The 21,176-nt window shown below is 65.1% G+C and carries 19 protein-coding genes; 2 read left to right on the top strand and 17 right to left on the bottom strand.

What is annotated here, in order from left to right:
• Positions 1–4: 4 nt before the first annotated feature.
• A complete protein-coding gene (locus tag ACVOLO_RS12595) occupies positions 5–742 on the top strand; it encodes a pteridine reductase (protein ID WP_481570653.1) in 738 nt (245 codons plus the stop codon).
• Between the two features lie 153 nt (positions 743–895).
• On the opposite strand, the gene folK is transcribed toward ACVOLO_RS12595, so the two are convergent.
• The 14 genes from folK to ACVOLO_RS12525 form a co-directional block, all read right to left on the bottom strand.
• Positions 896–1,390, bottom strand: coding sequence for a 2-amino-4-hydroxy-6-hydroxymethyldihydropteridine diphosphokinase (gene folK, locus ACVOLO_RS12590; RefSeq protein ID WP_481570652.1), 495 nt, complete (start codon positions 1,388–1,390; stop codon positions 896–898).
• Positions 1,391–1,514: 124 nt separating this feature from the next.
• The gene (locus ACVOLO_RS12585; protein ID WP_481570651.1) at positions 1,515–3,041 is read right to left on the bottom strand and encodes a two-component system sensor histidine kinase NtrB; all 1,527 of its coding nucleotides are present in this window, start codon (positions 3,039–3,041) and stop codon (positions 1,515–1,517) included.
• Positions 3,042–3,047: 6 nt separating this feature from the next.
• A complete protein-coding gene (locus tag ACVOLO_RS12580) occupies positions 3,048–3,488 on the bottom strand; it encodes a response regulator (protein ID WP_481570650.1) in 441 nt (146 codons plus the stop codon).
• Entirely contained in the window at positions 3,485–5,302 is a 1,818-nt protein-coding gene (locus ACVOLO_RS12575; RefSeq protein ID WP_481570649.1) for a sensor histidine kinase, read from the bottom strand. Before ACVOLO_RS12575 ends, ACVOLO_RS12580 begins: the two co-directional genes overlap by 4 nt.
• A 197-nt stretch (positions 5,303–5,499) precedes the next feature.
• Entirely contained in the window at positions 5,500–6,408 is a 909-nt protein-coding gene (gene gnd / locus ACVOLO_RS12570) for a phosphogluconate dehydrogenase (NAD(+)-dependent, decarboxylating) (protein ID WP_481570648.1), read from the bottom strand.
• Positions 6,393–7,616: a hypothetical protein gene (locus ACVOLO_RS12565; protein WP_481570658.1), complete on the bottom strand. Its 1,224-nt coding sequence runs from the start codon at positions 7,614–7,616 to the stop codon at positions 6,393–6,395. Before ACVOLO_RS12565 ends, gnd begins: the two co-directional genes overlap by 16 nt.
• Positions 7,617–7,681: 65 nt before the next feature.
• Positions 7,682–8,236: a DUF2242 domain-containing protein gene (locus ACVOLO_RS12560; protein WP_481570647.1), complete on the bottom strand. Its 555-nt coding sequence runs from the start codon at positions 8,234–8,236 to the stop codon at positions 7,682–7,684.
• Between the two features lie 111 nt (positions 8,237–8,347).
• On the bottom strand, positions 8,348–10,522 hold the full coding sequence (locus ACVOLO_RS12555) for a carboxy terminal-processing peptidase (protein ID WP_481570646.1): 2,175 nt from the start codon (positions 10,520–10,522) through the stop codon (positions 8,348–8,350).
• A gap of 207 nt (positions 10,523–10,729) precedes the next feature.
• Positions 10,730–11,740, bottom strand: coding sequence for a lipoyl synthase (gene lipA / locus ACVOLO_RS12550; RefSeq protein WP_481570645.1), 1,011 nt, complete (start codon positions 11,738–11,740; stop codon positions 10,730–10,732).
• Between the two features lie 15 nt (positions 11,741–11,755).
• Complete coding sequence (gene lipB / locus ACVOLO_RS12545) at positions 11,756–12,460, bottom strand: lipoyl(octanoyl) transferase LipB (protein WP_481570644.1); 705 nt, start codon at positions 12,458–12,460, stop codon at positions 11,756–11,758.
• Positions 12,448–12,726, bottom strand: a complete 279-nt coding sequence (locus ACVOLO_RS12540; RefSeq protein ID WP_481570643.1) for a DUF493 family protein — start codon at positions 12,724–12,726, stop codon at positions 12,448–12,450. Before ACVOLO_RS12540 ends, lipB begins: the two co-directional genes overlap by 13 nt.
• Before the next feature lie 239 nt (positions 12,727–12,965).
• Positions 12,966–13,943, bottom strand: coding sequence for a CsgG/HfaB family protein (locus tag ACVOLO_RS12535; protein WP_481570642.1), 978 nt, complete (start codon positions 13,941–13,943; stop codon positions 12,966–12,968).
• 245 nt (positions 13,944–14,188) lie between these two features.
• Positions 14,189–14,575, bottom strand: a complete 387-nt coding sequence (locus ACVOLO_RS12530) for a hypothetical protein (protein WP_481570641.1) — start codon at positions 14,573–14,575, stop codon at positions 14,189–14,191.
• A complete protein-coding gene (locus tag ACVOLO_RS12525; RefSeq protein WP_481570640.1) occupies positions 14,497–15,738 on the bottom strand; it encodes a CsgG/HfaB family protein in 1,242 nt (413 codons plus the stop codon). Before ACVOLO_RS12525 ends, ACVOLO_RS12530 begins: the two co-directional genes overlap by 79 nt.
• Positions 15,739–16,006: 268 nt before the next feature.
• Between ACVOLO_RS12525 and ACVOLO_RS12520 the strand changes: the two genes are divergently transcribed.
• Positions 16,007–17,068 carry a lipid A deacylase LpxR family protein gene (locus ACVOLO_RS12520; RefSeq protein ID WP_481570639.1) on the top strand — a complete coding sequence of 354 codons (1,062 nt, stop codon included), beginning with the start codon at positions 16,007–16,009 and terminating at the stop codon, positions 17,066–17,068.
• Between the two features lie 381 nt (positions 17,069–17,449).
• On the opposite strand, the gene ACVOLO_RS12515 is transcribed toward ACVOLO_RS12520, so the two are convergent.
• The 3 genes from ACVOLO_RS12515 to mltB form a co-directional block, all read right to left on the bottom strand.
• A complete protein-coding gene (locus ACVOLO_RS12515) occupies positions 17,450–18,664 on the bottom strand; it encodes a D-alanyl-D-alanine carboxypeptidase family protein (protein WP_481570638.1) in 1,215 nt (404 codons plus the stop codon).
• A 93-nt stretch (positions 18,665–18,757) separates the two neighbouring features.
• Positions 18,758–19,954, bottom strand: a complete 1,197-nt coding sequence (locus tag ACVOLO_RS12510) for a septal ring lytic transglycosylase RlpA family protein (protein WP_481570637.1) — start codon at positions 19,952–19,954, stop codon at positions 18,758–18,760.
• Positions 19,951–21,090: a lytic murein transglycosylase B gene (mltB, locus tag ACVOLO_RS12505; RefSeq protein ID WP_481570636.1), complete on the bottom strand. Its 1,140-nt coding sequence runs from the start codon at positions 21,088–21,090 to the stop codon at positions 19,951–19,953. The genes ACVOLO_RS12510 and mltB overlap by 4 nt, the downstream gene beginning before the upstream one ends.
• Between the last annotated feature and the right edge of the window lie 86 nt (positions 21,091–21,176).

The raw sequence follows: 21,176 nt of genomic DNA, 5'->3' as shown, positions 1-21,176 counted from the left end.
GCAGATGACAGAATCCCAACGGGTGGCCCTGGTCACCGGCAGTGCGCGCCGCATCGGCGCCACCATCGCCCGGCACCTGCACGCCCACGGCTACCGGGTGGCCCTGCACGCGCACCTGTCCTGCGAGGAGATGCAGTCGCTGGCCTTCGACCTGGAAAGTGAACGGCCGGGCAGCGTCCTGACCGTGGAAGCCGACCTGCGTGATCCGAGCACCTTGCCGGACATGGTGGACCAGGTGGTCAGCCATTTCGGCCGACTCGATGCACTGGTCAACAACGCCTCCAATTTCTTCCCCACCCCGTTTGGGCAGGTGCAAGTGGAGCAGTGGGACGAACTGTTGGCGGTCAACGCGCGTGCCCCGTTCTTCCTGGCCCAGACCGCTGCGCCACACCTGATCAAGCAACGCGGCGCCATCGTCAACCTGACCGACCTGCACGCCACCCAGCCACTTCGTGAGCACCCGGCCTATAGCACCGCCAAGGCCGCACTGGAAATGGTGACCCGCTCACTGGCGCTGGAGCTGGCCCCGCATGTGCGCGTGAATGCGGTCGCCCCGGGCGCCATCCTGTGGCCGGAGCAAGGCAAGAGTGAACAGGCCAAGCAGAAGCTGATGGAGCGCACGCCGATGGCGCGCATCGGTACGCCGCACGAGATTGCCTCGGCCGTGCGCTGGCTGCTGGATGACGCCGGCTACATCACCGGGCAGACGCTGCGCCTGGATGGTGGGCGGACGTTGACCTGACCTGAGCGGGGATTGGGGATTGGGGATTCGGGATTCGGCTGCAGCGCAGGCTGGGATGAGATCCCGGCGTTTCGGCATTGCTGAAAAGCCCCCCTCCCCAACCTTCCCCTTCGCGTTGCGAAAGGGAGGGGGCTAAACGGCCGCTCTCACAACTTACTGCTGCCCTTCAAGCTCCATCGTGTCGAACGCCTGCGCGTACTGCGGGTGCTCGCGCCACATCTGCGCCAGGGTCTGCCTGCGTACCGGGTCGACAAAATCCGGGGCGATATCAGCCAGCGGCTTGAGCACAAAGGCGTGCTTCAACTCCGGGCGCGGAATGCGCAGGTTCTTCGGGCCTTCCACGACCAGATCACCGTAATAGACCACGTCGATGTCCAGGGTCCGGTCGCTGAAACGCGGGCCGGAACGATCACGGCCGTGCGCGTCCTCCACCGCATGCAGCCAGGCATCGAGCTCGATCAACGGCAGGTGGGTATCCAGCATCACCGCGTTGTTGAGGAAATCCGGGCCATCAAAGCCCACCGCGGGTGTGCGGTACGTCGGTGAAACCGTGATATCGCCGAAACGTTCCCGCAGCACGGCCACGGCCAACTGCAGGTAATGCTGAGGTTCGAGATTGCTGCCCAGGCTGAGAAGCGCGATGGTCATTGGAGTGGATTGCCTGAGGGCCCGCCCGCACCGGCCAGCGGCACGCAGGGGCCCCGCATCGGGGTGGGGGTGCACATGATAGGGCAGCACGCGCGCGCGCCAACATCCCTCTGCGTGCCCGGGTTCACTCCACGCCCAGTGCGTCCGCCACCGCGCGGAACACCCGCTGCATTTCCAGCGGCTTGGGCAGCACATGCACACTGATTCCCGCCGGCGCCTGGCCATCGACGAACGCGGGCACCTGTTCGTCCTCCAATACGATGGCCGGGCCGCGATAGCCCATGGCCTGCATTTCCAGCAACAACTGCTCGGCCGACAACAGCGGAATACCACTGTCCACCAGCACGACATCCGGCAGGCCCGCGTCCTGCATCAGCCGCATCGCCGCCGCACCGTCACTGGCAAGGCGCATGCGATAGCCCTGGCTCGACAGGGCGTTGCCCAGCAGCGACAGCCGCGTGGCTTCGTCGTCCACCACCAGCAGGCGTTCGCCGCGCCCCGGGCGGATGGTGCTCGGCAGGGGCACCACTTCATCGGCCGACGCTGCAGCCTGCAGCGGCAACAGCAGGTCGAAGGTGGTACCGCTGCCAAGTACGCTGTTCACGGCAATCCGGCCACCAATGCTGTCCACGATGCGTTGGCAGGACACCAGCCCCAGGCCGGTGCCCTTGGCCTTGGTGGTGAAGAACGGGCTGAACAGCCGTTGCAGGGTGGCCTGGTCCATGCCCACGCCCTCGTCGCTCACCCGGATGCGCACCTGTTCGTTGCCCTGCCCATCGCGATGGCGCTCGGCCACCAGGCTCAACTTGCCACCATCAGGCATGGCCTGGATGGCATTGAGCGCCAGGTTCAGCAGCACCTGCTGCAGTTCGGTGTAGTTGGCATCCACCGTCATCCGGTCATCGGCCACCTCAAGGTGCAGTTCCACGCCACGCGGCAGGCTGCTCTTGAGCAGCATGCCCACCGCCTGGAACAGGCGCTGCAGCACGATGCGCTCGCTGCGCTGGCTGGAGCCGCGCACGAAGGACAGCATCGAGTCCACCATTTCGTGACCACGCCGGCCGCACTCGGCGATTACATCGGCCAGCCGGGTGATCTTGGGGTCAGCGCTGCGGTCGCGGATCAGGTCCGGCACGATCAGCAGCGGCTGCAGGATGTTGCGCAGGTCGTGGCCCAGCCCGGCGGCCAGCAGCGCCAGGCTTTCCAGGCGCTGCGCACGCATCAGCTCATCTTCCACCCGCAGCCGCTCACCTTCGCTGCGCGCTTCACGGACGGCGCGCACCACCGCCGACGGCAGGCGTGCCGGCTGGTGCTTGATGATGTAATCGCTGGCCCCTTCCTGCAGGGCCTTGACTGCCGTCTCCTCGCCCATGGTGCCGGAGACGAAGATGAAGGGGACACGCGGGTACATTTCACGCAGGATGCGCAGCGCCTGGTAACCGGAAAACCCCGGCATGCTCACGTCCGACAGCACGATGTCCGGCATGCCTTCGGAAAGCACCTCGTACATCCGTGACTCGTTGTCCACGCACTCGAAACCGGCCTGCAGCCCGGCCTCAAGCAACTGATCGGCAATCAGTTCTGCGTCTTCCGGCGAATCCTCCACCAATAGAATCCGCAGGGGCCCCAGCGTTGTGTCCCGGTTCGGCATTGGGTTTTACTCGACGTCCGGTGATTGGTTGATGACCGCCCAGAACACGCCGATCGCCTTGACCGCCTTGAAGAACTGTTCGATATCCACCGGCTTGACGACATAGGCATTCACGCCCAGATCCCAACTGCAGGCCAGATCGCTCTCCTCGCGCGATGAGGACAGGATCACCACCGGCAACCGCTTGAGTTCCTCGTCGGCACGGATGCGCTGCAGCACTTCCAGCCCGTCCATCCGCGGCATCTTGATATCCAGCAGCAGCACCGCCGGCAGACCTTCCTCACGGTTGGCGAAATTGCCCCGGCGCAGCAGGAAATCCATTGCCTCCACGCCGTCCTCGACATGGACGATGGGATTGGCGAGGTTGGCCTCACGCAGTGCGTCCATCGCCATTTCGGCATCGGCGGGACTGTCTTCGGCAATGAGGATGGTACGCAGGGAACTCATAGGGATGCATCCTTGTGGGTAACGTCGGAGACGGGAGGAACGATGAAGCTGAAGGTGGCTCCTTTATCCACCTGCGCCTCGGCCCACACCCGTCCCCCATGGCGGGTAAGCACGCGCCTTACGCTGGCCAGGCCAATGCCGGTGCCTGCGTATTCGGATGCCTTGTGCAAACGCTGGAACACGCCGAACAACTTGGAGGCGTACTGCATGTCGAAACCGGCGCCGTTGTCGCTCACCGAGAACTGGTGACTGCCGTCGGGCAGCTGCCGCGCCGATACCTCAATCACCGCCGTGTCGCGCCCGGCCGTGTACTTGACCGCGTTGCCCAGCAGGTTCAACCACACCTGCCGCATCATGTTTTCGTCGGCCACCAGCACCGGCAGCGGGCCGACGTTCCATTCCACATGGCGGACAACGCCCTCGGCACCGGCTTCGGCCCTGAGGTTGGAATCCAGCAACGCGCGCGTGTCCGCCACCAGCGACTGCATGTCCACCGGCTGCATGCGCATCGCGCCACGGCCCAGCCGCGAGTACACCAGCAGGTCGTCGATCAGCTCGGCCATGCGCTGCGCCGATTCGCGGATCACCTGCAGGTAATGCCGGGTTTTCTCGTCAGCGGCCTCACCCAGATGCTTGCCCAGCTTGTCGGAGAAGCCGGCCACATGGCGCAAGGGGGCGCGCAGATCGTGCGATACCGAATAGCTGAAGGCTTCCAGTTCGCGGTTGACGTCAGCCATCTGCTCGACCTTGCCTTCCAGCTGCCGGTTCAGCTCCTCCACGCGCACCTGCACGGCACGCTGCAGGGTGATGTCGCTGACCGTCATCAACACCACTTCGTCATCCACATCCGGCAGGTGCATGCGCCGGGCGTTGATCAGCATGGTACGCGCCAGGCCATCGACACCCTGCTGCTCGTGCTCGAAATCCCACAGTTCACGGCCGCGCAACAGCACGTCGGCCAGACGCTGGCGAATGATGGCATCGCTCCAGGCAGCGCCACCGATGTCCTGCAACTGGCGCTGGCTGACATCAACCTCTTCACCGCCATACAACTCGGCAAACGCAGTGTTGTGCAGCACCACACGTAGCTGTCCATCGAGAAGAACAATGGGTTCGCGCACTGTCTGCAGCACCGCATTGGCACGCGCACTGGCCCGGCTCAGGCGGTGCTCGGCCATCGCGCGGCTGCCTATCTGGCGCTTGAGCAGCCACAGCACCAGGGCCAGCAACAACAGCTGCACCACCAGCGCACTCCAGGTGACCACCGAGGACAACTGCTGCTGTCCCTTGGCCTTGAGCGTGCGCTCGGCCAACAGTTGGTTCTCACGCTGCTGCAGTTCCTCCACCAATGGCCGGATCGGGTATTGGAGTGTCATCTCCTCGATCAGCGCCTTGCGCCTGGGCGAATCGGCACTGTCGGCCACCTGCCGGACCAGCGCCATCCGGTGCTCAAGCAGGGATTCGATCCGCCCCAGACGCACCAACTGCTCCGGGCTGTCCTGCAGCAACTGGATCAGCTCGTTCAGGTCACGGGTGACGCTTTCCCCGCGCTGCAGCCGCTGCCGCAACACCGGCGATTCCACCCCCTGCGACAGGGTCAACGCCGCCGATTCAGCATCGCGGATGCCCGCCTGCATGCTGTACAGCCGCGCGCCAACGGCCTGCGCGTGCGCCAGCCAGTTGGCCGCAACGGTGCTTTCACTGGACAGCCGGTGCAGGGTCAGCGCCGGCACGACGATGATGAGCAGGGCAGCCAGCGCCAGGCCTATCAGGCGCCAGCGGCCCCAGTCTTCATCGGTCAATCGCAGCGCCATCCCTTCCCCTCTGCACGGGCGGCCCGCGCAATGGCGGGCCTGCATGTCATCGATGGTGGTGAAGAAGTCAACCGCTGCCGTCCGGACAACAGTTTTACTGACTTATTGCCACAGGATTGCACGAAACCCGGAAGCTGTGAACGTTCCCTCACATCGTCAGCAGCCACGTCCCGGGCAGGAAGGGCTGCATCGCTGCGTCAGCGTCCCGCCGGCTTGATCGCGTGGCCACCAAATTCGTTGCGCATGGCCGCCAGCATGCGGTCGGTGAACGAGTTGTCCTCCCGCGAGCGCAACCGCTCCAGCAGCGACAGCGTAATCACCGGCGCCGGCACATCCAGGTCGATGGCCTCGCTGACCGTCCAGCGCCCCTCGCCGGAATCCTCCACATACGGGGCGATGCCGGCCAGGCCCGGGTTGCCCTTCAACGCATTGGCGCTGAGATCCAGCAACCACGAGCGCACCACGCTGCCGTGACGCCAGACTTCGGCCACCTGCGCCAGGTCCAGGTTGAAATCGGCCTTCTTGTCCATCAGCGCGAAGCCTTCGGCGTAAGCCTGCATCATTCCGTACTCGATACCGTTGTGGACCATCTTGCTGAAGTGGCCCGCGCCCACCGGCCCGACATGCGCCCAGCCCCGGTCCGCCTCCGGTGCCAGCGCGCGGAACAGCGGCGACACCTGCGACACCACGGTTTCATCACCGCCAATCATCAGGCAGTAGCCTTCCTGCAGGCCCCACACGCCGCCGCTGGTACCGCAATCGACAAAGCCCACCTGCTGCCCGGCGCAGCGCGCGGCACGCTGCATTGAATCGCGGTACCAGGAGTTGCCGCCGTCGATCACCACATCCTGCGGCGACAGCAGCGGCAGCAGCGCATCGAGCGTGGCATCCACCACCTTGGACGGCACCATCAACCACAGCACCCGCGGTGCCGGCAGCGCCTGCACCAGCGCCTGCAGCGAGTCCACGGCGGCAATGCCCTTGTCATGTACCTGCGCGCGCGCCTGCTCGCCCGGATCGAAGCCGGTGACAGCGATGCCGCCGCGCTGCAACCGCTGCGCCATGTTGGCGCCCATGCGCCCCAGCCCGATCATGCCCAGTTCCATGTTCCATCTCCGTTGGTTGTGTAGGTAAGTGTTTCATTGCAGGCACGCAGGCGCGCGGCGAGCCAGCGCTGATAGAGCGTGGTATGCAGGTTGTGCAACGCCAGGTCGATACTGAAAGGCGTGCGCGGATTGCGGTCAAGCAAGCGAGCAATGTGATACCCCAGCGGGCGCACGCCCCTGGGGTGCACGTACAACATCAGTTCGCTGTACACCGGATCAGCCAGCAGCGCATCAATGCGTGCCAACACCTGTTGCTGCTCCGGCGACAGCGCGGCACGCAGCGCCGGATCGCGCTCGTAAAGCAGCCGCTCGAAGCGACGCCAGCCACTGCCCGGCATCTGCTGCGACAACGCCCAAACCTGCCGGTTCACCGCGTCGTAATGCGCAAAGCCGCCGTGCCTGGCCAGCGCCCGTGCAGCCGCATCGCTCAGATCGGTGATGACGAAATTCTCGGCCTGGTTGTTGATGTCGTCCAGGTACTTCCGCTCGAACACATGCGCGATGAAGCCCGGCGCGCCCATGAACGCCTGCCGCCCCATCGCCGACGTCTTTGCCGCCTTGCCATCGGCGAAAAATTCACCGGCGCTGCTGCCCAGCAGAATGCTCTGCGTGTCGTGCAACGTGAGGAAGGTGCCAATGGACAACTCACCGGCACTGAATTCACGGTCGAACAACGCATCGCCATACAGCTCCCGCTGCGTGGCCAGCTGCGCGATCTGCCGCCCGACACCGCACTCCGAACGCACACGACCGCTGTAGAACGCTTCCACCGCGCGCGCGTTACTGCCCTCCGGCGCATAGCCGCGACCAAAACTGCGGAAGCGCTGCCAGCCCTGCGCCCTGGCCCCGCCCAGGCCAAAGCCTATCCAGCCCATCTGCACGGCCGAGAAACGATAGCCGCGGTTGGCCTGCAATCGCCCGGCAGCGGTGCGGGCGGCATCGCCGAGTTTGAACAGATACGCGCAGACGCTGGCCTGTTGCTGCAGCATGTCCAGCGCCAACTGCTCGCGCTGCGCCGTGCTCCAGTCCCGCGGCAGATGCAGCCGCAGATCGCCGTGCGCCTGTGCATCGGCCAGCGATACACGCTGGCAAGGAGCGCCGCCTTCGATCAACGGCCGCGTGGCGGTGGTTTCGGCGACTTGCCAGCCGAGATCGTGCAGCAGCGCCATGCCACATCCAGTACCGGCCGATACCGCAGGTGCCTGCATCCCCCACACTGCCACGGCCAACAGCGCGCGGCCCGCGATCTGGCGCACAGCACACGCGGAGCGACTCACTGGATGGGCGCCCCGCTCGCAGGCGCGGGCGACAGCTCGCCAACGTACTGCTGTAGACGCTCGAAGAAATTGCGGTAGAACACCGCATCCTGCACCGTGCTGCTGGCCACACGCACCAGCGAATCATCGTTGCTGCCAAAGGGCAGGGATACCGAGCCCAGCGCGCCGACACCGACACTGGCCGAGGTCGGCGACTTCTTCAGGGCATAGCGGTCCTGCACCGCACTGACGAACACCTGCGCCTTGCCATCACCGCGTGCTGCACACGACACCCGCAGCACCAGCTGCTCGTGCACTTCGTCCCTGGGCTGGAAGTTCTTGTTGCCTTCGACATTGGCCGCATCGGCGCGGGCGATGGCGTAGCCCTGCCCCAGCAATACCCGGCGTGCCGCCTCGCAGGCCTGCGCAGGCGCGACATCAACGTTGCGCGCGTAGGTATCGCCGGAGTTGAAGGATTCACGCAGCAGGGTGCTGTTGGCCGGCTTGCTGGCGCACCCGGCCAGCACCAGAAGCAAAAACGCGATTGCTGCATGCAGGGAATGCGTGCGCATAAGCCCTCCACATTTTCCGAAGACCCAAAGCATAACGCCGCCAACGTACACGGACGTTGACGGCGTCATTCACACAGGCCCGGCGTTGGGGCCAGGCTCAGCAAGCCAGGTTCAGTCGGCCCAGCGGCCCGGGCCGGTGGACTGCGGCAGCACCTGCGCCGACAGCGGAAGGTCCTTTTCCAGCAGGTTCAACGCATCGGCCAGGATCGATGCCGACTCCTTCAGCAGCGGGTCCGGGCGCTTCTCGGCAGCCTTTTCGCGTGCGGCATCCTTGACGATGTCACGCTCGTTGCCGGTCAGGCCGTCGTCACTGCTGTCCTCGGCCAGCGGATCCAGCGGCAGGCCCAGTTCCTTGCGGATCTCCTGGCGCTGCTTGCGCTGTGCTTCCTGCTTGTCGCGTTCGGTGCGGCGCTCGGCCTCGTTGAGCGAGACGTACTTCTTGGCCGCTTCGGTGCGGAACTGCTGCACGTCCTCTTCCCACCACTTGAACTCGCGGTCGCTCTGGATGCGCTGGGCATGGCGCGATTCCAGGCGCGGCAGGATCGGCGCGAAGTTGCCGTAACGCGTATGCGGCACTTCGGCGATGCGGGTCCACGGCAGCGCGTTGTCGTAGGTGCTCTCACCGAACTCGCTGGCGTCCACGCTGGCCGGGAACGCCAGGTCCGGCACCACACCCTTGTGCTGGGTGCTGGAACCACTGACGCGGAAGAACTGGGCGATGGTCAGCTTCACCTGGCCAAAGCGCTCCTTCTCACTGGCCGGCCAGCGGTCCAGCGGCACCACGTTCTGCACGGTGCCCTTGCCGAAGGTGGTTTCACCAATGACCAGGCCGCGGCCGTAATCCTGGATGGCGCCGGCAAAAATCTCCGAGGCCGAGGCCGAACCACGGTTGATCAACACTGCCAGCGGGCCGTCCCAGGCCACGGCCGGGTTGCGGTCGCTGTTGACGGTGACGCGGCCACCGGATTCGCGCACCTGCACCACCGGGCCCTGCTCGATGAACAGCCCCGTCAGCTCAATGGCTTCATCCAGCGAACCGCCGCCGTTGTTGCGCAGGTCCAGCACCACGCCGTCGACCTTGTCAGCCTTGAAGCCGGCCAGCAGCTTGGCCACGTCGCGGGTTGCCGAGGCGTAGTCGCTGGCGTTGCGGCGACGGCCCTCGAAATCCTGGTAGAACGTCGGCAGCTTGACGATGCCGATGCGACGCTCGGCCTCGCCGGTCGCCCCCGGAATGGTCAGGGTCTCGCCCTTGGCGGCCTGCTCGGACAGACGGATCTTCTGCCGGGTCAGGGTCAGCATGCGGTGCTTGCCATCCACGCCGTCGGCCGCAGGGATGTACTCCAGCCGCACCTGGGTGTCCTTGGCGCCACGGATCTTGGCCACCACGTCGTCGATGCGCCAGCCGATGACATCCTCGACAGGGCCGGAACGGCCCTGGCCAACGCCGACAATGCGGTCACCGGCCTTGAGCGTGCCATCCATCGCCACCGGGCCACCGGGCACCACTTCGCGGATCACCACCACATCGTCCTGGCGCTGCAGCTGTGCGCCGATGCCTTCCAGCGACAGCGACATGGCCTGGTTGAAGTTCTCGGCCGTGCGCGGGGTGAAGTAGTCGGTGTGCGGGTCCACGGCGCTGGTGTAGGCGTTCATGTAGAACGAGAACACGTCTTCGTTCTTCAGTTCGCTGATGGTCTTGCCCATCGTCTCGTAGCGCTTGTCCAGCGTCTTGCGGATATCAGCCGCCGACTTGCCGGCCAGCTTCAGCCGCAGCCAATCGTTCTTGACCGACTTGCGCCACAGGTCATCCAGCTCAGTCCTGGTGGCCCAAGGCACGTCCTTGCGGTCGTAGTTGAAACGCTCGTCCAGGGTGAAGTCCGGCTCCTGCCGCAGCAGGCGGCGGGCATGGGCCACACGCTCGCTCACTCGTTCGCGGTACACCGCAAACACCTGGAACGCGGGGTCAAGCTGGCCGGTGCGGATGGCCGTGCTGGTCTGTTCGGCCAGCGGCGCGAAACGGTCCACGTCCTCCTTGGTGAAGAACTGCTTGCCGCTGTCCAACGACTCCAGGTAACGCTTGAACACGTCCTGCGAGGTCGCCGCATCCAGAGGGCGCGGGCGGTAGGCGTAACGGCTGTCCGAAAGCAGGCCGTACACCAGGCGCGAGGTCGTGGTCTGGTCGAGTGTCGGTGCCGAGGCCGGCACACTGGTATCGGCACGCGCGGACAGTGCAGCTGGCACGGTCAGCGCCAATGCCAACAGGAAAGCGGGAACTCGGTAGTTCATCAAAGTACTCGTGGCACCGGACGATGGGGGGAGACTGCAGACAGATCAGACAGCCTGACATTGCCGAAAGTTTCGGCCCTTGTCACGCGGTCCATCAGCAGACTAGCCGCTGCGCTGTAGCGGGATGTGAATCGAGATGACCGCCCCCTGACCGCGCACGCAACTGCGTACGCGGCAGCCAATGGCTGCGGGCAGCCTGGCGTGGGCTTAGACAGCGACGCCGGCACCTGCGGCCTGTTGGTCGGCATGGTAGGACGAGCGCACCATCGGGCCGGAGGCGACGTGGGTGAAGCCCAGTTCGTAGCCGTAGTCCTCGAACGCCTTGTATTCCTCCGGCGTCCAGTAACGCAGCACCGGGTGGTGATGCGCGGTGGGCTGCAGGTACTGGCCAATGGTGATCATTTCCACGTCATGCGCACGCAGGTCGCGCATCGTGGCCTGCACCTGCTCGAAGGTCTCGCCCAGGCCCAGCATGATGCCGGACTTGGTCGGCACGCCCGGGTGCTGCGCCTTGAAGTTCTTCAGCAGGGTCAGCGACCACTGGTAATCGGCACCGGGGCGCACGTTGCGGTACAGGTCCGGCACGGTTTCGATGTTGTGGTTGAACACGTCCGGCGGGTTCTGCGCCAGGATTTCCAGCGCGCGCTCCATGCGGCCCTTGCCGCGGAAATCCGGGGTCAGCACCTCGATGCGGGTACCCGGCGACTTGGCGCGGATGGCCGTGATGCAGTCAACGAAATGCTGGGCGCCGCCGTCACGCAGGTCGTCGCGGTCAACGCTGGTCACCACCACGTACTTCAGGCCCATGTCGGCCACGGTCTGGCCCAGGCTGGCCGGCTCGTTGGCGTCCGGCGGCTTGGGCCGGCCGTGGGCCACGTCGCAGAACGAGCAACGGCGGGTGCAGACCTCGCCCAGGATCATGAAGGTGGCCGTGCCATGACCGAAACATTCGTGGATGTTCGGGCAGCTGGCTTCCTCGCACACGGTGACCAGGCGGTTCTCGCGCAGCTTGGCCTTGAGGTTGGCCACGGCATTGCCCGAGGGAATGCGCACGCGGATCCACGACGGCTTGCGCAGCACCGGCGCGTCGGCGAACTGCACCGGCGAGCGGCCGATCTTGTCGCCGCCAATCTGCTTGATGCCGGCCTGCAGCGGTGCGGACGGGGAATCGGCCTGCACGACCTGCAGGGGAATGGAGCGCGTGGTGGTTTCAGTCATGGCGTTATCCGCGGCTCACGGCCGCTTGGTCAGGTCGGGCAATTCAGGGGTTGCGTGCAGTTCGAGGCCAAACTGCTGCGCAAGGTGGGACATCAACACCGTCTTGATCGCGTCGATGCCCGAAGGGCCGCCCAGGTCCCGCACCGAGGTCACCTGCATTCCGGCATAGCCGCAGGGGTTGATGCGGTGGAACGGTTCCAGATCCAGCGCAGCGTTGAAGGCCAGCCCGTGGAAGCTGCAGCCACGCCGCACGCGGATGCCGAGCGCGGCGATCTTGGCGCCACCGACATAAACACCCGGTGCGCCATCAAGGCGCTCTGCGCCGATGTTCCACTCGTCCAGCGTGTCGATGATGGCCTGCTCGATGCGGCACACGTAATCGCGCACGCCGATGCCAAGCCGGCGCAGGTCCAGCAGCGGGTACACCACGATCTGGCCCGGGCCGTGATAAGTCACCTGGCCGCCGCGGTCCACCTGCAGCACCGGGATATCGCCGGCCGCCAGCACGTGTTCGGGCTTGCCAGCCTGGCCCAGGGTGAACACCGGATCATGCTCGACTACCCACAGTTCGTCGGCGGTGGTGTCATCACGCGCATCCGTGAAGCGCTGCATCGCATGCCACACCGGCTCGTACGCCTGCCGCCCCAGCTCACGCAACACCGCCGTGCGCGGCGCCACCGGCACCACGGGAGCAACCGGGCAGCTGGTTACAGCGTCCACTTCACTTCCGGGTGGTTGCGCAGGGCTTCGTGCGCAGCATCGTACTGTTCGCGGCTTTCGGCCCTGAAGGCGATGCGCACGGACACGTACTTCTCGTTGGAGGAGTGCTTCCAGCTGATGCGCTCTTCCAGCACTTCAATGCCTGCGTTCTGCAGCAGTTGCGGCAATTCCCGCTCCAGCCCGATGTTGGCTGCGCCCATGGCGCTCAACTCGAAGGTGCCGGGGAACTGGTAGCCGTGTTCTGGGTTGTCGGACTTGATTTCCATGCCGGACATTATCGGGCCGAAAGCAGGCAAACCCAAGGCCATCACCGGCCCACAGCCTTCCATGAACGGCAATCCCTCGCCCGGCATCCTCCGCCAGCAAGGCTTTGCCGGTGAACATCGGCCATCTGGCAGCCAACGCCTTCCCTGCGACGGCATTGGCGGCAATTCCTGCCCACGCCGGATATCGCACAAACAAGAAGGGCCGCTTGCGCGGCCCTTCCGTGGCGTAAGCCCGGGGCTTACTTGGACAGCTGCAGCAGGGTGGACGACACCCAGCCACGGTTGCCCAGCTCATCCTCGACTTCCCACATCACGCCTTCCTTGGTGCCGGTCGGGTACAGCATCATGCCCGGATCCAGGGTGCGCACCGGCGCGCCAGTGCCACGGGCATTGGCCAGCAGGCGGCCCGCACGGGTCACGGTGACGGCCTGCTGCGCATTGGCGGCCGAGGCGTTGTCCGGCAAACCACCCAGCTGGGCAATGATGTCGGTGTACGCCTGCAGGTAGGCCATGGTGATCACCTGGCCGATTTCGGTGTTGGCATAACCGCCAACGCCCGCTGCGCCCAGGCCGCTGCCGCCGAACAGGCCGCCGCTGGCGCCGAAGCCCATGTCGCTCTTGCGGGCCGAGCCTTCGGAAATGGCCACCTGCTCGGACGAACGTACGTCGGTCACGGTCAGCACCACGTCGGCGGTCTTGCTGGTGAAGTTCAAACCACCCACCACCGCACCGGCGCGACCACCGATCAGGCCGCCCAGCAGGCCACCAATGGCATTGCCACCGGCGTTGCTGTTCTGCGAGATCAGGTCGGGAATCATCACGTAGTCGGCGGCGCGGATCTGGCCCTTGCCGACGTTGGAACGCCCACGCAGGTCGCCGCTGGCTGCCAGCTCACGCTCGAACTGGCCTGCGGCCATGCCGGCGCCACGGTCAACGAGGGTGAAGCAACGCGAACGGTTCACGAAGGCCTTGATCAGGCGCGACGGGGCCGGCAGCTGCTGGCCGGTCCACCAGTGCGTGGAATCTTCCGGCTCGATCACCGACAGCGTACCGATGGGACGCTGGCAGGTCGGAATCTGCGCGGCAGCTTCCTTGCGCTGTTCCTGCGCCTGGGTACCACGGTTCTTGAACGCCGCCTCGGCCGGCTGACTGGCAAGCGCCGCGCCGATACCCACGGTCAAAGCCGCTGCAACCAGCGGTGAAAATACATTACGCATCACTTCACTATCCCCGTTACCTGCACCTTTCGAGGTGCGTTCCATTGGCTTAGAGACCTTGCGGCAAGATCCTGGTCCTTTGTAGTACCGATCAGGCAAGCGCGGGCCGGTCGCGGGCGATGCTACAGCACACCCTTAACGGTTGCCAACAAACGGCCACGGGGTTCACGGACAAGGGAACCCGACTACCGCTGATGCCACCGGCTTGGTTCACACCAAGCCAGCAGCCCCGGCACCGCAGCGGATCAGCTCTTGACGCCGAGCACCGCGGCCGGCACCCAGCCGCGATTGCCCATTTCATCGTCCACTTCGACCATGCCGCCGTTACGGCCGCCTGTCGGGTAGGCAAGCATGCCCGGCTTCATTTCGGTGACCACAGCAGCCTGGCTGTCCGGCTGTGAAAGCAGGCGCGCCAGACGATTCACGACCATCGTGCCCGTGGCAGCGACACCCAGAGCGGCCTGTGCAACCCCGGCGCCCACACCCTGACCAGCAACCTGCTGCACGACCTGGCCCGCCACACCGGCCAGGTTGCCCTGCCCGGCCAACGCAGTCACCGCACCCTGTGCCAGACCGGCGCCGACACCCTGACCGGCAACCTGCTGTACCACCTGGCCGGCCACGCCGGCCATGCCGCCCTGCTCCGCCAGCGCGCCAGCGCGCCAGCGGCAACCTGTACCAGACCCGCGCCGGCACCCTGGCCGGCAACCTGCTGCAGCGCCTGGTCAGCAACGGCGACCATTCCGCCCTGTCCTGCCACCGTACCTGCAGCGGCCTGCACCAGGCCTGCGCCGGCAACCATCGGAGCCGCGTGCTGGGCAACCTGCCCTGCCACGCCACCCGCTGCCCCGTGCGGCGCCACGCCATGCCCACCCGGGGCGATGCTTGCATGGGCGGCCAACGGCGCGGCCGGCCCGGCCTGCATACGCGCGGCGGCGGTATTGGCCAACCGCGCCTGCGCGGCCAGCATCGCATCATGGGGATCGGGTGCTTCCACCCGCGTCATCTGCTGCGTGGCCTGCGGCACATGGCGGTTTGCCAGGGCGCCACGCTTGCGGCTGACCTCACGCACCATCTGCGCATAAGCCTCTTCATAGGCTTCCTTGATGACCTTGCCGATCTCGGTGTTTTCCCAGCTGCCGGCACTCAGCCCGGCATTTCCCTGCACACTCGAAGCCGACAGCGCGGCCGCCCAGGCCTTGTCGGTGATCTTGGCCTCGCCGGTCACGGTGACCAACTGTTCGGAAGTACGCACGTCCACCAGGGTCAGCACCACTTCGGCGGTCTGCTTCTTGGTTGTCAGCTTGCCGGCAACACCCAGCGTGGCGACGTTGAACATCGCCCCCATCAGACCGCGCTTGTTCTCGTTGGATGCGCCGCCGCCCAGGTTCATGCCGCCGGCATTGGCGTTCTGCGAAACGATGTCCGGCACCAGCACAAAATCCGCACCGCGCATCTGCCCGCCACCGATGTTCTGGTTTTCCTGCAGGTGCCCGCCCAGGGCCAACTCACGCTCCGCCTGTGCGGCGGTGAAACCCGCGCCGCGATCAAGCACGGTGAAACAACGGGATTCATTGACCAGCACACGCAACATGCGCGTAGGCGCAGGCAAACCGTAGGTCGCCCAGGCACCCAATCCATCGTCCGGCTCGACAATACGCAGGCTGCCCTGCGCCGAATCACACTTGTTGCCCGTCAGGCCCAGGAAAGCATGGCTTGGAAAACTGGCCGACGCCGATGCAAACGCAAGAAAGCCGGCAGCCCAAAAGGCCGGCCGATGGATGGTGTTCTTCATGTTTTCCCCTGTTGCCGCACTCCATGCGAGTGACGGGTTGAAAGCGTCCGGAAATGCCAGCACGTGGCCGTCCGCATCACGCAGTCTTCACAAATAGCAATTGGGGACAATATCAGAACGCACCGTAAGAGTTACAACCAATAACCCTACGAACTGTGGGCATTTCCCTTACACGCCTCTGACTTGCAACGATGTGATCCAACTCTCACGGCTGCAGTGCCCACGGTTGCCTCGTTAAGCTGGGCGCCGTTTCCACGACGGACAAAACATGATGCTCCCCCGCGCATCACTGCCCTTGGCATTGGCATTGACAGCCAGCTCATTTCTAACCGCTCCAGCCCAGGCTGCGAACCAATGCGCACAAAGCGCATTGCGCGATCACCCGCCCGCCATCAATTTCCGCGTGGACAACGATCTGTTCGGCGGTGCCCAACAGGACCAGGGCTACAGCAACGGGGCGATATTCACCCTGGTGTCGCCCAACCTGCAGGACTTCACCGATGACCCCTGCCTGCCACGGCTGGCGCGCTGGATGAACCGCCACCTCGAACGCCTGCACCCGGGCGAATTCGAGCAGCAGAACATGATCTTCAGTTTTGGCCAGACGCTGTACACGCCCACCGACAACACCCGCAGCGACCTGATTGAAGATGACCGCCCCTATGCTGCGGCACTGATGGTCAACTTCGGTTACAACGCCCGCAACGACAACCACCTGCGTACCACCCAGCTAGCGATGGGCATGATCGGCCCCTCGGCACAGGGCAAGCAGGTGCAGGACGCCGTGCACAGCGTGCTGGGCGACGAAAAATTCTTGGGCTGGAAGAACCAGTTGCATGACGAGCCGGTGTTCAAGCTGCTGCATGAACGCATGCAACGCTGGCCTGCCGAAGGCAACGCCACGGGTTGGGGATGGGATGCCATCAGCCATTGGGGCGGCGCCATCGGCAACTTGGCCACCTATGCAAACATCGGCGGCGAAGTGCGCTTTGGCTGGAAACTACCCGACGATTTCGGCAGCTCGCCGATGCGCCCGGCCGGCGAAAACACCGCCCCCACGCGCTATGGCCGCACGCAGGGATGGTCGAGCCATCTTTTCCTCACCAGCGACGCACGCTGGGTGCTGCGTGACATCACCTTGGATGGAAACACCTTCCGCAACAGCCACAGCGTGGACAAGCGCCCATTCGTTGGCGATATCGGCTACGGCGTGGCAGTGATGCGCGGCAAATGGAAGTTCGCGCTGGCCCGCTACCACCGCACCCGCGAGTTTGATGGGCAGAAGGAAACACCCGTGTTCGGCAGTTTCACCATCAGCCGGACGCTCTGATTGCGTGGTTTTCTGCCGAGTTTGATGGCTACGTGATTGATGGTTGAACAGCGCTGGGAGCGCTGCGCTTACCCGGGCTACGGAGCGGCTGTTGCTGCGGTTGCTCTTGAAGTTGCTCTTGAACTTATCCCCTCTCCCGCCTGCGGGAGAGGGTTAGGGTGAGGGCAGCATTTGCTTTTGAATTTTGGCTCTTAAGCATGCGAGTGCACTGGCTCCGGTCATCACCCAAGCCAAAGGCAGGAGAGAAAAAAGCTCCCCCCTCCCCAGCCCTGCGCGCAAGGGTGGGGGCAAAACAAAAACGGCGTTGCTACGCACCATCAACCCGGACATCGGTCGACAGAACGCAGCAACGCCGCTCGGCTTTTCAGCCGTACAAAGCCCTTACTCGGACTTCCACCACATCATGAAGGCGTCCCACAGACGCTTGAAGAAGCCACCTTCTTCCACCGCCTGCACGGCCACCAGCGGCGCCTCGGCAACCACCTTGCCGTCCAGCGACACCTTGACCGTACCGATCTGCTGGCCCGCTGCAATCGGCGCCACCAACTGCTTGGGCACATCCATGCTCGGCTTCAGTTCGCTGTAGCGGCCACGCGGCACGCTGACCAGCATCGGCTGGGCCACGCCCATTTGCACTTCGTCAGCTGCGCCCTTCCACACCTTCTGCGTGGTCACGGCCTTGCCCGGCTCATACAGACGGTGGGTTTCAAAGAAACGGAAACCCCAGTTCAACAGCGCCAGGCTGTCGTCAGCGCGCTGCTTCTCCGACGCACCGCCCATCAGCACCGCGATCAGGCGCTGGTCGCCGCGCTGGGCCGAACTCAGCAGGCAGTAACCGGCAGCCGAGGTGTGGCCAGTCTTGATGCCGTCCACGCTCGCATCGCGCCACAACAGCAGGTTGCGGTTGGGCTGGGTGATCTTGCCTACGGTGAATTCCTTGATCTTGTTGTACGCGTAGGTCTCCGGGTAATCACGCACGAAAGCGCGGCCCAGCAGCGCCAGATCGTAAGCACTGGACTGGTGGCCTTCGGCGGTCAAACCGTGGGCGTTGACGAAGTGCGAATCCTTCATGCCGATCTTGGCGGCGTAGTTGTTCATCAGGGCGGCAAAGGCTTCCTGACTGCCGGCGGCATGCTCGGCCAGGGCAATGGCGGCATCGTTGCCGGACTGGATGGCCATGCCCTTTTCCATGTCTTCCAGACGCGCAGTCTGGTTGACCGGGAAACCGCTGTAGCTGCCGTCGGTGCCGGCACCGCCCTCGCGCCAGGCACGCTCGCTCATCATCACCTGGTCGTCCGGCTTGATCTTGCCGGTCTTCATCTCGGCGGCGAGCACGTAGGAGGTCATCACCTTGGTGATGCTGGCCGGCGGCAGCGGGTTGTGGATGTTTTCCCCTGCCAGCACCTGCCCGGTGGCGTAATCCATCAACACCCAGGCCGTGGCGGTGCTGGGAACAGGTGCCGGCGGCGTCGCCACCTGGGCCGGGGCGGCCGCTGCGGCGGGACTCGGCGTCGGTGTGGGGGTTGGCGTCTGGGCGGATGCCAGGCCAATGGCGAACGTCGTGGCCAGAGCGGCGGCGGCAAAGCGGAATTTCATCGGAAAGCGGTTCCTGATGGACGAGGAAGAAAAAAACGGGCGGTTATTGTAGGGCGCCGACGCCTACCCGGCGGGAGCCCGGCATGCCTGTGTTCAGTCGCGGACGACCTGCGGGCTACCAAAACCCAGACCCGCGATACGCCCGGCAAGTTCCGCTGCCGAGGCTTGGTCACTGGCCGGTACACGCAGCCGCCACAAGGTGCGGCCACCGCTGACGATGTCGCTGAGGGTAGCGCCGACAATACCGGCCGAGGACAACTGGCCCAGCGCGCGCGCGGCATTGTCACGGCTGGAGAAGCTGGCAACCTGCAGCAGAATGGCGCCAAGTGCGCGCGCTGCCGGGTCCTGTCGGTCTGCCGGTACTGCGGCCGGCATGGCAGGCGCCAGGGGCTGCACCGTCACTGCGGCTGGTGCATCGCCTGCAGCGAGCGTGGTTGCCGCCCGCGCGCCATTGGCCGCTGTCGGGGTCGCCACCGGCGTGGCCGGCAGCTTCTCCACCAGTTGATCCATGTCGCTGGGTGCGGCAGCCGGCCGCGTCGTGGCAGCCACCGGCACCGCCGCCGCTGCACGCTCACGGCGCGCACGGCGGTTCTCACCCGCCTGCAGGTTGTCGCTGCCCGGGGTCAGCGCACGCACTTCCACCCGCCCCGTACCGCGCTGGGTGATACCCAGGCGCACGGCGGCGGCATAACTGAGGTCGATCACCCGGCCATCGTGGAACGGGCCACGGTCATTGACGCGCACCACCACCGACTCGCCGTTGTCCAGATTGGTGACCCGCGCAAAGCTCGGCAACGGCAAGGTCTTGTGCGCGGCGCTGAAGGTGTACATGTCATACACCTCGCGGTTGGAGGTGAGCCGGCCATGGAATTTCTGGCCGTAGTACGAAGCGGTCCCCTGCTCGACGTAGCCGTCCACGCGATCCATTACCCGGTACTGCTTGCCCAGCACCACATACGGCGACTTGTTGCCCACCGACGACCGCGCCTCGCCGGTCACCACCGGCTCGGGAATGCAATCCACATTGGGTACATAGTCCGGCGTGCTGTCCTTGACCCCCGGGCGATAAAGCCCGCCGGCGGTGTAGTTGCCGCGCGTGCTGGGGTCTTCTGTCGCCCGCGCATACGGTGAGCCTTCCGGGCAACCGCTGCGGGCATTGCCGCGCCCATGCACCACCGCCGCTGTCGAGGCGCTGCTGCCGGCGCCGGCCTTGCCCGGCTTCTTCGGGGCACTGCTGCAGGCGGCCAGCCCGAGCACGATCAACGCAGGGACCAGCCACTTGATGTTCATGCCGGCGGAAGCTCCTTGCCGGCGATGGCCTGGGACAGCTGGAAGACGGCCATCGCGTACATCTTGGAGATGTTGTAACGGGTGATCGCGTAGTAGTTCTGGAAGCCCAGCCAGTACTGCTTGCCATCGCTGCCTTCCAGCGTCACCGGCGTGGCCGTGGCGCCTGCGGCACGCACCGGCACCACCGGCTGGTAACCGCGTGCGGCCAGGTCGGCCATCGTGTGATTGGGGGTCCAATCCACCGGATTGAATTCCTCGTTGCCGGCAGCCAGCGTAGCCGGCACCGCTACCGTGCCACCGCGCACCCAGCCACCCTTCTTGACGAAGTAATTGGCGATGGACGAGAACACGTCGTCGTAGTTGTTGAACAGATCGCGACGGCCATCGCCGTTGCCGTCCACCGCGTAATCCAAGTAGCTGGACGGCATGAACTGGCCCATGCCCATCGCGCCGGCATAGCTGCCCTTGAGTGTGTTGATATCCAGCTGCTCCAACTTGGCCAGCTCGAACAACTTGGCCAGTTCGTCGCGGAAGAACAGCTCGCGGCGTACTTCGCGCTCCAGCTTGGCCGGGTCGCCCGTACGCGGGTACTTGAATGCCAGCGTGTACAGCGCGTCGATCACGCGGTGGTTGCCGGTATTTTTGCCGTAGCTGGTTTCCACGCCGATGATCGACACGATCACTTCGGCCGGCACGCCGGTGCGTTCCTGCACGCGCAGCAACTCATCGCGGTGCTCGGCGAAGAATTTCTTGCCGCCGTCGATACGGGCCTGGGTGATGAACATCGGCCGGTATTCATTCCACGGCTTGACTCGCTCGGCCGGGCGCGACATCGCCGCGATGATCGGCTCGCGGATCTGCGCCTGCGCCAGGGTGGCTTCGATGTAAGCCGGGTCGATGCCGTAGCGCGCCGCTGTGTCACGCACGAAATTGGCGCGGGCGGTTTCAAACGGCACCGGGGTCAGGTCCACCGGGGGCAGATCCTGCTTTTTTTCCGGGACCGCTTCAGCCGGGCCTGCTGTGGCCGGCTTGACGGGGGTGTCGGCGGATGCAACCGGGGCGACGGGGGCCTTCGGCTGGGTTGCGCAGGCAACCAGGCCAAGGGTGATGCAGCAAATAAGAGCGCGTCGAATCATCGGCCGAGATTAGCAGGTCAAAGATGAATTTCCATCAATAAGGCCATGAATCACAACAGGATTGAAGCAAAAATCCAGCCTGGCGT

The organism is Stenotrophomonas sp. STEN056 (assembly GCF_056759635.1).
The sequence above is the reverse complement of the archived record's forward strand: the minus strand, read 5'-3'. Positions and strand labels throughout refer to the sequence as shown.